The 14495-nt window shown below is 64.9% G+C and carries 10 protein-coding genes; 4 read left to right on the top strand and 6 right to left on the bottom strand.

The features are described from left to right. Positions 1-55: 55 nt before the first annotated feature. The 4 genes from AADX97_RS24185 to AADX97_RS24170 are packed head-to-tail and all read right to left on the bottom strand — an operon-like array spanning position 56 to position 6924. Positions 56-2380, bottom strand: a complete 2325-nt coding sequence (locus AADX97_RS24185) for a response regulator (protein ID WP_374235179.1) — start codon at positions 2378-2380, stop codon at positions 56-58. A gap of 10 nt (positions 2381-2390) precedes the next feature. After that, positions 2391-3878, bottom strand: coding sequence for a CheR family methyltransferase (locus AADX97_RS24180; protein WP_374235178.1), 1488 nt, complete (start codon positions 3876-3878; stop codon positions 2391-2393). Beyond that, positions 3878-4969 carry a chemotaxis-specific protein-glutamate methyltransferase CheB gene (gene cheB / locus AADX97_RS24175; RefSeq protein ID WP_374235177.1) on the bottom strand — a complete coding sequence of 364 codons (1092 nt, stop codon included), beginning with the start codon at positions 4967-4969 and terminating at the stop codon, positions 3878-3880. Before cheB ends, AADX97_RS24180 begins: the two co-directional genes overlap by 1 nt. After that, positions 4966-6924, bottom strand: coding sequence for a cache domain-containing protein (locus tag AADX97_RS24170; RefSeq protein WP_374235175.1), 1959 nt, complete (start codon positions 6922-6924; stop codon positions 4966-4968). The genes cheB and AADX97_RS24170 overlap by 4 nt, the downstream gene beginning before the upstream one ends. A gap of 184 nt (positions 6925-7108) precedes the next feature. Here AADX97_RS24170 and malQ point away from each other — a divergent pair, with 184 nt between their 5' ends. Beyond that, positions 7109-8617: a 4-alpha-glucanotransferase gene (gene malQ / locus AADX97_RS24165; RefSeq protein WP_374235174.1), complete on the top strand. Its 1509-nt coding sequence runs from the start codon at positions 7109-7111 to the stop codon at positions 8615-8617. A 309-nt stretch (positions 8618-8926) separates the two neighbouring features. Here malQ and AADX97_RS24160 read toward each other — a convergent pair whose 3' ends face one another. Further along, positions 8927-9268, bottom strand: coding sequence for a TusE/DsrC/DsvC family sulfur relay protein (locus AADX97_RS24160; RefSeq protein WP_374235172.1), 342 nt, complete (start codon positions 9266-9268; stop codon positions 8927-8929). 594 nt (positions 9269-9862) lie between these two features. After that, positions 9863-10336, bottom strand: a complete 474-nt coding sequence (locus AADX97_RS24155; protein WP_374235171.1) for an Hsp20 family protein — start codon at positions 10334-10336, stop codon at positions 9863-9865. A gap of 555 nt (positions 10337-10891) precedes the next feature. Here AADX97_RS24155 and AADX97_RS24150 point away from each other — a divergent pair. From AADX97_RS24150 to AADX97_RS24140, 3 genes are read left to right on the top strand one after another with little or no spacing between them, the layout of a single operon-like run. Then, positions 10892-12748: an NADH-ubiquinone oxidoreductase-F iron-sulfur binding region domain-containing protein gene (locus AADX97_RS24150; protein ID WP_374235169.1), complete on the top strand. Its 1857-nt coding sequence runs from the start codon at positions 10892-10894 to the stop codon at positions 12746-12748. Then, the gene (locus AADX97_RS24145; RefSeq protein ID WP_374235167.1) at positions 12745-13464 is read left to right on the top strand and encodes a 2Fe-2S iron-sulfur cluster-binding protein; all 720 of its coding nucleotides are present in this window, start codon (positions 12745-12747) and stop codon (positions 13462-13464) included. The genes AADX97_RS24150 and AADX97_RS24145 overlap by 4 nt, the downstream gene beginning before the upstream one ends. After that, positions 13464-14003, top strand: coding sequence for an NADP oxidoreductase (locus tag AADX97_RS24140; RefSeq protein ID WP_374235166.1), 540 nt, complete (start codon positions 13464-13466; stop codon positions 14001-14003). Before AADX97_RS24145 ends, AADX97_RS24140 begins: the two co-directional genes overlap by 1 nt. Positions 14004-14495 lie beyond the last annotated feature (492 nt).

Genomic DNA, 14495 nt, shown 5'->3' with positions numbered 1-14495 from the left:
CTGCCGTCGAGGTGCTTGACTTATCTTTGAACCGTTCGTTATGCGCAGTGCGGAATCAGCCGAGCAGGTTCCGTAAGGTGTCGACGAGATTCGATTGGTCGAAATCGCCTTTGACGATGTAGGCGTCGGCGCCGACCTGGATGCCCCGCTGTTTGTCCTCGCGGGTCTGACGTGAGGTGACGATGATGATCGGCGTGGAACGGTATTTGTCGTTCTTGCGCAGCTTGGCGGTGAGCGAGAAGCCGTCCAGACCGGGCATTTCGACATCGGTGAGGACCGCGTCGAAGCGTCCGCCCACGGCCTTCTGCCAGCCGTCGAGACCGTCTTCGGCCAGGGTGACGCGGTAGCCGGACGCCTCCAGGACCTCCTTCTCGATCTCGCGCGTGTTCAGCGAGTCGTCCACCACCAGGACGTGCTGGCCCGGTTGTCCGTCGTGGCGGCGCGTCGAGTCCTGCACCGCCGCCTTGATCGCCTCGCCGCGGATGCGTCGTGCCGCGTCCAGCAGCGCAGGGGCCTGGAGCAGGCTGACCAGCGCGTTGGTGCCGGTGACGACCACGCCACCGACCAGCCCGCCGAGTGCACCGCGGCCGCGCATGTGCTCGGGCAGCGGCTTGAGGACCATGTCGCGCTCGTCGATGAGCTGATCCACCACCAGCCCCAGCTTCGCCTGTCGCACCCCGATGATGACGACCAGGAGCGCCTCCTCGTCGAGTCCGTGCCGCCGTCGCGCGGACGACTCGGCCGGCGCGGGCAGACCCAGGAGGTCGGCCAGGGGAATCAAGGGGACCAGCTCGTTGCGGAGCACGACCGCCGGGCGTCCGGCGACCTGAATCGTCTCGGACCGGGTGGTGCGGATCAGCTCGGAGACGTGCGGCGCGGTCAACCCGAAGCAGTGGCCGGCCGCTTCGAGCAGCAGGATGCGCATCACCGCCAGCGAGAGCGGGAGCTTGAGCGTCAGGGTGGTCCCGGCGCCCGGTCGGCTGTTGATCGAGACCGAGCCCTGCAGGTCGTCGGTGATGGCGCGCTTGACCACGTCCATCCCGACACCGCGGCCTGAGACCTCGGTGATGATGGCGCTGGTGCTGAAGCCGGGTTGAAAGATCAGGTCGGCGACCTGCTCGTCGGCGATCTCCTGGCTGGCGCCGGTCTCGATCAGGCCCTTTTGGATGGCCTTCTCGAGGATCCGCGCACGGTCGAGTCCGCGACCGTCGTCGCTGATGGCGATCAGCACGGCGCCGCCTTCCTGACGTGCCGAGAGACGGATCTCCCCGAGCGCCGGCTTGCCCGCCGCGAGACGCTCCTCGGTCGATTCGATGCCGTGGTCGATGGCGTTGCGCACCAGATGAACCAGCGCATCGCTGAGGTGGTCGATGATCTGGCGGTCGAGCTCGATCTCGCTGCCGCTCACCTCGCACCGGATCTCCTTGCCGAGCTCGCGCCCGAGCTCGCGCGCCACCCGTGCGATCGGATTCAGGACCGTGCCCAGCGGCAGCATCCGCATGCCGAGTGCGCGATCATTGAGCTCGCCGATGAGCCGCTCTTGATCGAGCGTCAGGTCGCGCAGATCGAGTGTGAACCTGTGCAGTGAGCGAGCGAGCTTCGCCGATTCGGACCCGGTTTCGGCGAGGGTGCGGGCGGCGGGCGCGTTGGCCGCGGCATCGAGCAGGCGCGCCTCGCCCAGGACGTGACGGAGCCGCGCCTGGTTGGAAACCATCTCGCCCATCAGCTTGACCAGGGCGTCGAGCTTGTCCATACGCACACGCACGCTCTCGGCTGCGCGGATGCTTGTCGTGGTCTCGGTGCCTGTCGGTTGCGGCCGAGTTGGCGTTGGGTCCGCAGCGGATGGCGGCGCGGATGATGTCGGCATCGATGTTCCGGTCGGGATTTCGCCCTGGATCGCGGCCGGGATCGAGCCAGGGATCGAGCGAGCATCGGCTGCGGACGAATGGTCGGGAACGGGCGGCGGGCTCGGCTCCGACCAATCACCCGCGGCGGCCCGGGTCAGCCGCTCGCACAGGGCTTGATCCGGTGGCCCGGAGGCCGCGTCCGCGCCGGATGCCGCGACCTCTTCGATCTTCGCGCCGATCGCATCGACGGCGCGCATCAGGAGCGCGGCGAGCGCCGGATCGGGCTGGATCTTGCGTTCGCGCAAGACGCCGAGCACGTCTTCGAGATGGTGTGCGGTCTCGGCGATGCTCGTGAGCTTGAGCATGCGCGAGGATCCCTTAATCGTGTGTGCGGATCGAAAGAGGGCGTCGATCCCGTCGCGGTCGCCGTCGTTCGCGGTTCCGAGCGTGACGAGTCCGGTCTCGAGCCGGGCGACATGCTCGCGCGCCTCATCGACGAAACGGCCGATGAATTTGGTGATGTCGAGTGCCATGACGAGGCTTTCAGGCCGCGGCATCGACGAGACGGGCCAGACGCGTCTCGCAGAGGGAGCGCAGATCCTTCACCGACAGGAGCGAGGGCAGTGGGCCCGTGCTTCGCATTGCGAGTGTCTCGTTCTGCAGCTGGCGCAGCAGGATCCGGTATTCACGGACTGCCGGGCCGGTCTCGCCTTGCTGGCGATAGGTTTCGGCGAGCTGGTAGTGGGCCTGCCAGCAGCTCGGTTTGTCGTAGATCACTCGACGCAAGGCGCTGATCGCAGACGCTGTGTCTCCGCGCAGACGTGCGCAGCGTCCGAGCAGCAGGAGTGCGTCCGAAAACCAGGGGTCTTGCGCTATGGCGCGCTGCGCGGCCGCTTCTGCACCGGCCATGTCGCCGCGCTCGAGCAGCAGATGGGCCTGGAGCGCGAGATGCTCGGCGGTGGCGTCCTCGCGATCGCAGAGCGGGGCAAGATGGCGAAGCGCCTCCTCGAAACGTTCGGATCGAGCCGAGGTCAGGGCCTGCTCGTAGCGCTGCGGGTCGATCGGGTTCCCGACCGGCACGATCGCTCCGGGTGTATCCGGGCGAGGGTCGATCGCGCCCTGATCGCCTCGGCTGGTCGAGGCGGATCCTGCTGCGTCGGCTCGGGGCGGGCGGGCGCTCGGGCGCGTCCGCGCCTGCGTGCCCGCGTGCCCCGGCGAGGGCTCGACCGGGGCCTTCTCGAACAGGAAGACGCCGTCCAGGGCGAGCAGGCGCATCAGGCCGAAGTTGTTGGCGAGCGTCTCCGAGGCGCCGACGATCAGATGACCCTGCGGTTTGAGCAGGTCACGCAAACGCGCCATGACGGCCTTGCGGGTCGCCGGGTCGAAATAGATGGAGACGTTGCGGAAGAAGATGACGTCTTGTCCCTGCATTGCCGTCGGGTAGTCAGGTGCGAGCAGGTTCCAGGAGATGAAATCGACCTGTCGCCGGATCGCGGCATTGATGCGGCGGTGCGTCCCGTCGAGCGGCGAGAACCAGCGATCCCGAAGCTCGGCAGGCAGGGCCCGAAAGGCGAACGGGCCGTAGACCGCCGTGCGGGCGCGCTCGAGTGCGGCGTCGTCGACGTCCCCGGCGGTGATGCGGAACAGACGCTCGGCGAGATCGCCGTAACGCTCGCGCAAGGCGATGGCGATCGAATAGGGTTCCTCGCCGGTGGAGCATCCCAAGGAGAGTATCCGGATCGGATTGCCCTTCTCGGCTTGCGCCAAGCGCGCGGGCACGAGCCGCTCCACAAGCAGGTTCAGATGCGCGGGCTCACGGTAGAAGTAGGTCTCGTTGACCGTCAGCAGACTGGTTAGACGCCCGAGCTCGGCCGGATTGGCGGCGACGGATTTCAGATAGTCGTCGATCGATCCAGCGGCGGTTTTCGTCATCCTGCCGGCCAGGATGGACTGGAGCCGGCCATCCGCGTCCGAGCCGAAGTGCAGTCCGAGGCGATCCTTGACGAACGACTTGAAGGACCGGATCGGCATCAGGCGATCCCGGCGCCGAGTGCAGCGCGACGACCCGCCAGCATGCAGAGCTTGCCTGCAATGAGATCGAGCGGCAGCGTCATCTGCACGCCGCCAGCGAGGATCGCCTCGCGATTCATCCCGAAGATGACCGAGGTGGCCTCGTCCTGGGCGATGGTCGTTGCGCCGGCCTGCGCGAGTGCGAGCATCCCTTGTGCGCCATCGCGTCCCATCCCGGTGAGGATCACCCCGACGGCATCGCGCCCGACCTGCGCCGCGACGCTCGCCAGCAACCGATCGCAGCTCGGGCGATACATGTCGGTTTCCATGCGTTGCTCCAAGCGGATCCGTCGTCCGGCACCGAGTGTCATGTGGGTGCTGGAATCGGCGAGATAGATCTGCCCCGGCAGGAGCGCCTCGCCTTCGACGGGGGTCTTGACCGGCAGCGCACAGAGTTGGGCCAACCAGTCGGCCATCGCACCGGCGAAGCCGTCGGAGATGTGCTGGGCGATCAGCACCGGGGCCGCAAAGTCTGTCGGAAGGTCCGGGAGGATGCGCGCGAGCGCTTGAGGTCCGCCGGTCGAGGAGGCGATGGCCACAACAGGCGAGCGGGGTCGGCTCGGTTGCGTCTGTATCGGCTCGTCAAACCAAGCGGCCAGCGGCGGGTCGGCGGGTTCGTGTTTGAGTGCGAGCGCGCCGTTGCGGCGGATATGGCGGATCACCGGAATCCGGGCCAGGATGCGTAGGCGCACCGCCAGCTCCGGTCCCTCGTCGAAGGTCGGCTTGCGCGCAGCCTCGAGTGCACCGCGTGCGACCGCGGCCATCGCGTTGGGGGCGTCGGCGAGGTCGGAAAGAACCAGGATGGGCACGGCGTGGCGGGACATGATCTCCTCGATCGCCTGCATCCCGTCCATCTCGGGCATCTGAAGATCCATGGTGACGACGTCCGGCTTGAGCGCCAGGGTCTTCTCGACCGCCTCCCGACCATCCGCGGCCTCGCCGCAGACGACAAGTCCCGGAGCCGCCTCGATGAGCGCACTGATCAGGCTCCTTGCGGAGCGGCTGTCGTCGACCACCAAGACCCGCACAGGTTGTCTCGATTGCTCGGTCATGAGGGCGGGCTCGATCCACCACCTGGTGTGGCGGATGGCGCACGCGCTCCGTCGAGTACGAACTGATCCAGGCTTCCCTGCAGGGCACCCGAGAGCTCGTTCATATCGCGCGCGATATCGGCGATCCGGCGTACGGCGCCTGCGGTCTCCGAGCTGGCGGTGACGATCTCGCGCAAGGCGACCACAACCTGACCGCTGGCGGTGCGCTGTTGTTGCGTGGAGAGACTAATCTGCTGGGCGGAGGTCGAGGTCTCGCTCGCCGCCTCGACGATGGCCTGGAGGATATCCGCCGTGCTGGCGGAGTCCGCGATCCCCTCCTGGATCCCGGTGGAGCCTTTCTCCGAGCTGATGACGAGACGGTTGATGGACTCCTGGATCTCGGCGACCTTGCCGGTGATCTCTCCGGTGGATTCGGTCACCGAGTCGGCCAGCCGGCGGATCTCGGCGGCGACGACGCCGAAGCGTTTTCCCGCCTCGCCCGCAGAGGATGCCTCCAAGGCGGCGTTGAAGGCGATCAGCTTGGTCTGATCCGCCACCGTATCGATGATCTGCATGATCTTGGAGATCTCCTTGGAGCGGGTGCCGAGCTCGAGGATCTCGTTCAGCGCGCTCTGATTGTCCGTGCCGATCCGTCGCATCTTCTCCACCAGGCGCTGCATGGCATCCGAGCCGCGCAGGCTGTCGTCGTAGGTCCGACCGGCGATGGTGACGACGGACTCGGAGTATTCCGCGATCTGGGTGGAGGAGGCGGAGAGCTCTTCCATCGTCGAGGTGATCTCGGCCACCGAGGCCGACATCTGACTGGAGGTCGCGGCCTGTCCGTCAACCGCCTGCGCGATCTCGCGTGATGCCGCGTGGACCGAGAAGGCGGTCGTCTCCACGCCCGTCACCAATGCGTTGAGGTGCTCGCGCATGCGCTCGAGCGCATGGGCGAGGTCGGCCAGCTCATCCTTGCCGTCGATTGAGGCGCCGCCGCTCAGATCGCCGTTGGTCACACGATCGATCTCTTTGGCCAGGCGGCGGATCCGCTTGGTGATGGCATGGGCGGTGATCAGCGAGATGCCGATGCTGAACAATGCGACCAGCGCGCCGATGATCATGGCCTGCATGCGCGTCTTCTCGAGGACTGCGACGTACGGAGTGCGATCGATCGCCACCTCGACGACGCCGAACGGCTTGCCCGAGTAATCCGCAATCATCTCCGCATAGGCCGCGACGGGAGTCGTGCCGATCTCGAGCTCGGCGACCTGCGGTTCGCCTGCAAAGGCGGCCCTCAGTGCATTCGGACCGAGGAAGGGTTGCTCTTCATGGGTACTTGCGAAGTTCTCCACGTCGCCGTCGCGCAGGATATAGAGCGCGGCCTCCACACCGTAGCTTGCTTTGAAGTCGTCGAAGAAGGTTTGACCGAACGACATTCCGAACTCGACCGAGCCGAGGTGGCGTCCCTCTCGGAGTACCGGCACGACGCCGCGGGCACCGAGGCCCGCAACGCCCAGCTCCAGCCCGCGGTGCGGCGTGCGATCGCGGTTGGTATCCACGACCGACTGGCGGAAGCTCGACAGGTCGTCGCCGAACTTCTCCAACATGTGCAGACGCAGAAAAGACATGGCCGGAGCGGTGTGGAACTGGAACTGAACCGCGCCGAAGTCGCGCGCGAGGGCCTCGAACGGCGGGTGAAGCTGCTCGGCGAGCCAGTCGCGATCACCCGCGAAGAAACGCGCTTGGACCTCCGGCATCTCGGCGACCAGGATGCTCAGTGCCTCCGCCATGCGGACCTCGTCGCGAATCTGAGTCTGCACCATCGCTGCGAACTGACGCAGCTCGGACTTCTCCGCCGCGCGGCTCACGGTCTTGAGATTGTGCAGGCTCATGAGCGTGAGCGTGGTGACGGCCAGGATGATCGCGGCGCCGATCACGAGGAGGATGTTGGCCCACAGGCGAATTTGCTTGAACATCTGGACGGGTCTCTGATGTGGATCGCAAGCGCCCGATCTCGGCCCGCCGCGGGAACTACGCGGAGAGTTTAGCTGAATTCAAGTGAGCGACGGTGAGAACCCGCGGGCAATCCCGCGCGGTTTTCTGGCTGCGCTTTGGGTAGACTCGCGGGTTTATCCCTCGCCCAGACTCTGGAGTCACGGCATGCACCGCACCAGCGGCATTTTGCTTCACCCGACATCGCTGCCCGGCCCCTACGGGATCGGCGATCTCGGGTACTCGGCCCGACGTTTCGTGGATTTTCTCGCGGCAGCGGGGCAGGGGCTGTGGCAGATGTTGCCGCTGGGGCCGACCGGTTACGGGGAGTCGCCTTATCAGTGCACCTCCGCCTTTGCCGGTAATCCGTTGTTGATCAGTCCGGAGCTCTTGGCGGAAGGGGGTTGGCTCGGGCCGAAGGATCTCGATGCCCCTGATTTTTCGAGCAACCAGGTCGATTTCCATACCGTCATAACGTGGAAGCGGGCGCTGATTGCCCGCGCGGCACATGCTTTTCAGGGGCATGCAAGCGAAACCGATCGCGCGGACTATCGCCTGTTCCGTCAGGCGCATGCCGACTGGTTGGACGACTTTGCCCTCTATCACGCGCTGAAGGTCCACCAGGGTCACCGTCCCTGGCCCGAGTGGCGCGCCGACCTGGCACGGCGCGAGCCGGATGCCTTGGCGCGCTGGAGCAAGGCCCACGCGCGCGAGCTCGACGCCCAACGCCTGATTCAATACTTCTTTTTCAAGCAATGGTCCGGGCTGCGCGCCTACGCCAATAGCCGCGGTGTGCGTCTCATCGGCGACATGCCGATCTTCGTCGCCCATGATTCGAGCGAGGTCTGGACGCATCGGGAGTGGTTTCAGCTCGACGACGCGGGTCATCCGAAGGTCATCGCCGGTGTGCCGCCGGATTATTTCAGCGCGACCGGACAGCGTTGGGGCAATCCGCTCTACGATTGGCCGAAGGTGGCGGCGGACGGCTACAGCTTCTGGGTGCAACGTCTACGACGGGTCTTGGAGCTGGTCGACCTGGTGCGGATCGATCACTTCCGGGGATTCGCCGGCTACTGGGAGATCCCGGCGGAGGAGGAGACCGCCATCAACGGCCGCTGGATGCCGGGTCCCGGGATGGCGCTCTTCGACGCCTTGCGCGCGGCGCTCGGCGAGGGACTGCCGCTGATCGCCGAGGATCTCGGCGTCATTACCGAGGACGTGGAGGCCCTGCGCGACGGGCTCGATCTGCCCGGCATGGCGATCCTGCAGTTCGGGTTCGAGGACACCGAGGGCGGATTCGGACGTTCATCCTTCCTGCCCCACAATCATCGTTCCAGCCTTGCGGTCTACACCGGCACCCACGACAACAATACCCTGCTCGGATGGTGGGCGCTGCGTGACCCGGCAACCCAACAGAATGCGATGCTCTATCTCAACAGCGACGGCAGCGAGATCCATTGGGACTTCATTCGCAGCGCGCTCGGATCCGTTGCCGCGCTCGCGCTCTTCCCGATGCAGGATATCCTGGGTTTGGGCGCAGAGGCGTGCATGAACCGCCCCGGGACTACCGAGGGCAATTGGCTCTGGCGTTACCGCGACGACATGTTGACGGACGACGCAGCCGAGCGGCTGCGTGTTCTGAGCCGGATCTACGGGCGGCTACCCTATCCAACCTGAAGGTTTAAGCCGTAAGCGGCGTGTTGTGCCTCGCGGGGCTCGGCACAACCGACGCGGCCCGTAGCCCCGTAGGTTGCGCTGACGACAGGAAGCGCAACGGCCGGTGCGTTGGGCCTTGCGGGGCTCGGCACAACCTACGCGGCCCGTAGCCCCGTAGGTTGCGCTGACGACAGGAAGCGCAACGGCCGGCGCTGCTCGCGGTTTAGATTTTCATATTCCTTAGAATTTAAACCGCGTCAGCTCCGACATCCGTGATTGCGGCCGTAGCCGATTCAATTCATAAAACACCCATGCCGCTGCGGACGCGGTTTAGCAGGAATGGCAGTAATACCGCGGCAACCCCGCGAGACGACAGGCCTGCTTGCAGCCCCCGTTCGGAAAGAGCCCGTCCAGGTGCTTACGCGAGCAGGGGATATGGGGTGACACGTGCGCGCCGACGGTCTTGATGACGACCTTCGGGGAGGGCGGCATCTCGTGGGTTGCGTAATACTCACGAAGGAAAGTGATGACCGCCCAATGACACTCGGTCAGGCTCAGGCCTTCCTCTTCCGCCAAGGCCGTGGCGACCGAGGGCTCCCAATCATCGAAATAGGCCAGATGGCCCTGCTTGTTGATCTCGAGCTGCCGTCCGGCGATCTGCATGGCTGACATCGTGTACTCCTCCACCGCGCGGGTGGGTTGGGACTGCTTTGGCGGTTTTGTGCCTGTCCGATGGCCTTTGGTCCGTGTTCGGGGTCGCGCCGAACCTGTATCTGATCCGGCTAGACAATTGTCAATGCAATTTTTGCTAATGATGGACCGAAATCCGGAAGATGCAACCGGATCCAGATCAACGGGAGGTCGGATTTTGATCGGATGACCGTCACCCGGTCAGCTTCGGGCCAGGACGACCAAGTCATCGCCGCGTTGGACACCCTCGCGCGAGATCTCGAGCTCCACGCGCGCGCCGACGCGCAAAAGACCGAAAGGGGTCGCGCATCAGCGGATGCTCGGCCGCGTCGATGGGTACGAGCGTGGTATCGCGGTGTTGATCGAGGGGGTTATTTGAACCGCAAAGGCGCGAACGGCGCGAAGGCTTCGCATCAACAGCGTGATCCTTGGCCGGGCGGGAATCCGGCGCGCGAAGGCGATGCGGATCCAAAACCCGTCGGAGCACACATAAGAACAAGCCGGGCGATCGCCCGGCTTGCCTCAAGATCGACCACAGGCGTCACGCGTTCGAGCCGCGTGACGCGCCGCCTTGGATCAGGCGGCGGCTTGGGTCTTGTGGGTCTCGCCCTCGAGATACCGGCCTGTTTCGCCGCGGATCTCGATCTTACGGGGCTTCATCGCCTCCGGGATCTCGCGACGCAGGTCGACATGCAGGAGGCCGTTTTCGAGCCGCGCATCCAGGACCCGCACATAGTCGGCGAGCTGGAACTTGCGCTCGAAGTTGCGGTTGGCGATCCCGCGATAGAGGAACTTGGTCTGACCTTTGTCCTCGTCATCCGAGCGTGCGCCCGAAACGGTCAGGATGTTCTCCTTGACCTCGAGGGTGAGATCCTTTTCGGTAAAACCGGCGACCGCCATGGTAATGCGGTAGTCGTTCTCGCCGCTCGCCTCGATATTATACGGGGGGTAACCGCCGGGCTCTGAACGGTAAGCCGTCTCCAACGCGGAAGACATCCGATCGAAGCCGATCATTGAGCGGAAGAGTGGTGAAAAGTCGATGTTGGTCATTGATATATCCTCGGTTGAGCAATATGCCGATTGCGCGTTCGTGTGAACCGCGGTGTCTGTAGACCTCTTGCGAGCGCCTACATTATGTAAAGTAAAATCCGGCGCCTCGGATGTCAAGAGGCGTCGCGAAAAATATTATGTCAACTAAACCGCGTCCAGGGTGAAATGCGTCATCTTCATGTTGTGTCGGGCTCAAGGATTTTTCCGAACTTTGTAGTGACGCGGTTTAGAACTTAATATTATTTAGTATGTTAAACCGCGCCAGCTCCTGAAGCGCGATCGACAAGGGGCGACTTAGGTTAGCCCCCACAGATCTTACAGGCACGCGCAGTCGGGATGCTTCTTGCCGGAGATCGCCTGAATGTTCGAAAGCGCTATCGGGAACCGCCATGCCTCCGGGCCCGGAGGCATCGGGGCGGGGCGCACGGCTCCAATCCGCCCGCTACCCGGAGGGGGCTGCCGCGCCGCATGACCGTCGGCACCCCTCATCATGTTCTATACTGCCGTGAGGCAATACGATTTCCGGCCCGATGCATAAGCCCGCGGGAGGTGTCGATGAATGCGTCCACAGCCGTCATGGTCGAGGGGTTCGTGGCGGATTCGCTTGCAACCCATGGCCGAGATCCGCGGCACCTGCTTCAGCATCTGATCCGCGTGCAGCAGCGTTTTTCCGATGTGCCGGACGCGGCAGTGGAAGCCTTGTCCGCCGCACTGGATGTCACCCGCACCCAGGTGCGCGCAGCGATTGCCTTCTACGCCTTCCTGCACGAACGCCCGCACGGCGCCTTCGAGATCCGTTTCAGCGACAACATCACCGACCGGATGCTGGGCAGCCGGCGTCTGATCCGTCTGTTCATCGAGCGTCTCGGGTTGACGGGGCTGCCGGCTTGGGGACTTGACCTGATCCGCGCGGACGGGCGTGTGAGCGTCGGTCTCGCCTCCTGCACCGGGATGTGCGACCAAGGTCCCGCACTCCTGGTCAACGGCCAAGCCGTGACCAACCTAGATGCGCAGCGGGTTGATCGGATCGCCGATCTGGTGGAGGAGGGCATCCCGCTCGAGCGTTGGCCGGGTGAGTTCTTCCGGGTCGAGAACAACATCCGTCGGCGCGGACTTCTTCTCGGCAACCCGGCGACCGACGGCGCTGCTTTGCGTCGGTTCGTCGATGAGGGTGCGGACGCCGCGCTCGCCGAGGTGGAGCGCTCGGGACTGCGTGGACGCGGCGGGGCGGGCTTCACGACGGCACTCAAATGGAGGTTCTGTCGCGAGGCTCCCGGGACCGATCGCTATGTCGTCTGCAACGCGGACGAGGGCGAGCCCGGGACCTTCAAGGATCGCGTCCTGCTGACCGACTACGCGGACCTGGTGATCGAGGGGATGACAGTCTGCGCCGGGGTCATCGGCGCCCGTCGGGGCTTTCTCTATCTGCGCGGGGAGTATCGTTACCTCTTGCCGCATCTCGAATCGGTGCTGCAGCGCCGTCGCGCCGAAGGGTTGCTGGGTATGCGCATCCTGGGCGCCGACGGATTCGACTTCGACATCGAGATCCATTTGGGTGCGGGCGCCTACATCTGCGGCGAGGAGTCTGCGCTGATCGAGTCGCTTGAAGGCAAGCGCGGGGTCACGCGCAAGCGCCCGCCCTACCCGGTGACCAGCGGCTTCGACGATCAGCCGACCGTGGTCAACAATGTCGAGACCTTCCTCGCCGCCGCGCGGGTGGTCCAATGGGGCGGCTATTGGCTCCGCGGCGAAGGCACCGATCAGTCCGCCGGCAGCAAGATCCTCTCGGTCAGCGGAGACTGCGCTCGCCCCGGCATCTACGAGTATCCGTTCGGCACGCCGGTCCATCGTGTGCTCTCCGACTGCGGGGCGGAGAACACCCAAGCGGTCCAGATCTCGGGCGCGGCGGGTGCGACCCTCTCGCCGGCGGACTTCGATCGCATCATCGCCTTCGAGGACTTGCCGACCGCCGGCTCCTTCATGATCTTCGATCACAGCCGCGACCTGCTCGACATGGTCCGCAACTTCGCCGCCTTCTTTGCGCATGAGAGCTGCGGCTTCTGCACTCCCTGTAGGGTCGGCGGGGCGCTCCTGCGCAACCTGATCGAGAAGGTCGCCGCGGGTCAGGGCTCGGAGTACGACCTGAGCGAGATGCGCCATATCGGTGCGGTGATGCGCCAAGCGAGCTATTGCGGGCTCGGGCACACGGCACCGAACCATGTGCTCAACACGCTCGATAAATTCCCGCAGATCTATCGTCGGCGCCTGGCGCGCGAGGCTCACACCCCGTCCTTCGACCTGGACTCGGCCCTCTCGGAAGCTCGGGCACTCACGGGTCGAGACGACGTCGGAGCCCATATCCGAGCCCCTATCCGAGCCGAAATCCAAGATGGTTCGGAGGTGTCCGCATGAGTAAGACCTTCAAGCTCGACGGTCGCGACATTACCTTCGAGACCGGCCAGACCATCATGGATGCGGCGCTCGCCGCCGGTGTCTATATCCCGCACCTGTGCCACAACCCGGAGCTCGCACCGCACGGCAGTTGCCGTGTCTGCCTGGTCGACATCGGCGGGCGGCAGGTCTCGGCCTGCACCGCCGCGGCGAGCGAAGGGCTGGAGGTCGACAGCAGCTCCGAGACGATTCAGGCGACGCGCCGCGCCATCCTTCAGATGCTCTTCGTGGAAGGCAATCACGTCTGCCCCGCCTGCGAGAAGAGCGGGGCCTGTCAGCTCCAAGCGGTCGCCTACTACACCGGGATGCTCGCACCGCACTTCACCCACTTCTTCCCGCGCCGGCCGGTCGATGCCTCGCATCCGGATGTCATCATCGACTTCAACCGCTGCATCCTCTGCGAGCTCTGCGTGCGTGCCAGCCGCGACCACGACGGCAAGCGGGTCTTCGCGATCAGCGGGCGAGGTCTCGAGAGCCATCTGGTGATCGACTCGCCGAGCGGTCTGCTGGGCGACTCGAGCTTTGCCGCGGGCGACAAGGCGGCCCATGTCTGTCCGACCGGCGCCATCCTGCCGAAAGGCCGCGGCTACGAGACCCCGATCGGCGAGCGTCTGTACGACCGCGAGCCCATCAGCATCGTCGGCGACGTGCGTGCACACGAGGAGGAGGTGGTCTGATGGCCGAGAAGCCCCGTGTCGCGACCGCCTCGCTCTGCGGCTGCTTCGGTTGCCATATGTCCCTTTTGGACATCGACGAGCGCATCCTCCAGCTGGTCGATCTGGTGACCTTCGACCGCACCCCCTTGACCGACATCAAGACGCTCGGCGACTGCGACCTGGGTCTGATCGAGGGCGGGGTCGCCAACGCCGAGAACGTCGAGGTGCTGCGCGAGTTTCGGCGTTGCTGCAAGACCCTGGTCGCCGTCGGCGCCTGCGCGGTCAACGGCGGGATCCCGGCGATGCGCAACCAGTTCAGTCTCGCCGAGTGCCTGCGCGAGTCCTACTGCGACGGGATCGGGGTGCACAACGCCGGCATCCCGAACGACCCAGAGATCCCGCTGCTTCTCAATCAAGTGCATCCGATCCACGAGGTGGTTGCGATCGACTACTTCTTACCCGGCTGCCCGCCTTCGGCCGATGCCATCTGGACCTTTTTGACCGAGTTTTTGGAGGGGAGGCCGATCGCGTTTCCTTACACGCAGATTCATTTTGATTAGAGGGTTCAGGGTTCGGGGTTCGGGGATTAGGGTTCAGGGTTCAGGGTGCAGGGTTCAGGGTTCAGGGTTCAGGGATTAGGGTTCAGGGTTCAGGGTTCAGGGTTCAGGGTTCAGGGTTCAGGGTTCAGGGTGCAGGGATTAGGGTTCAGGGTGCGGGGTGCAGGGTGCGGGGTGCAGGGTGCGGGGTGCAGGGTGCAGGGATTAGGGTTCAGGGTGCGGGGTGCGGGGTGCAGGGTGCAGGGTGCGGGGTGCAGGGTGCGGGGTGCAGGGTGCAGGGTTCTGGGTGCAGGGATTAGGGTGCAGGGTGCAGGGTGTAGGTCACCTCAGTCACTTATCAGAAATGAGTTGAGCACCGAATCCAATCGTTGTCGTTGTCGTTGTCGTAATCGACAACGACAAGCTTGGTAAAGGTGTTCTTTCGTCGAGTTGTTTTACTTATTTTTTAACGGTTCATCAGCGCCGAACCCCGAACCCCGAACCCCGAACCCTCTA

It is taken from the genome of Thiocapsa sp. C2-2m, assembly GCF_041903745.1.
Classification (GTDB): Bacteria; Pseudomonadota; Gammaproteobacteria; order Chromatiales; family Chromatiaceae; genus Thiocapsa; species Thiocapsa roseilacustris.
The sequence above is the reverse complement of the archived record's forward strand: the minus strand, read 5'-3'. Positions and strand labels throughout refer to the sequence as shown.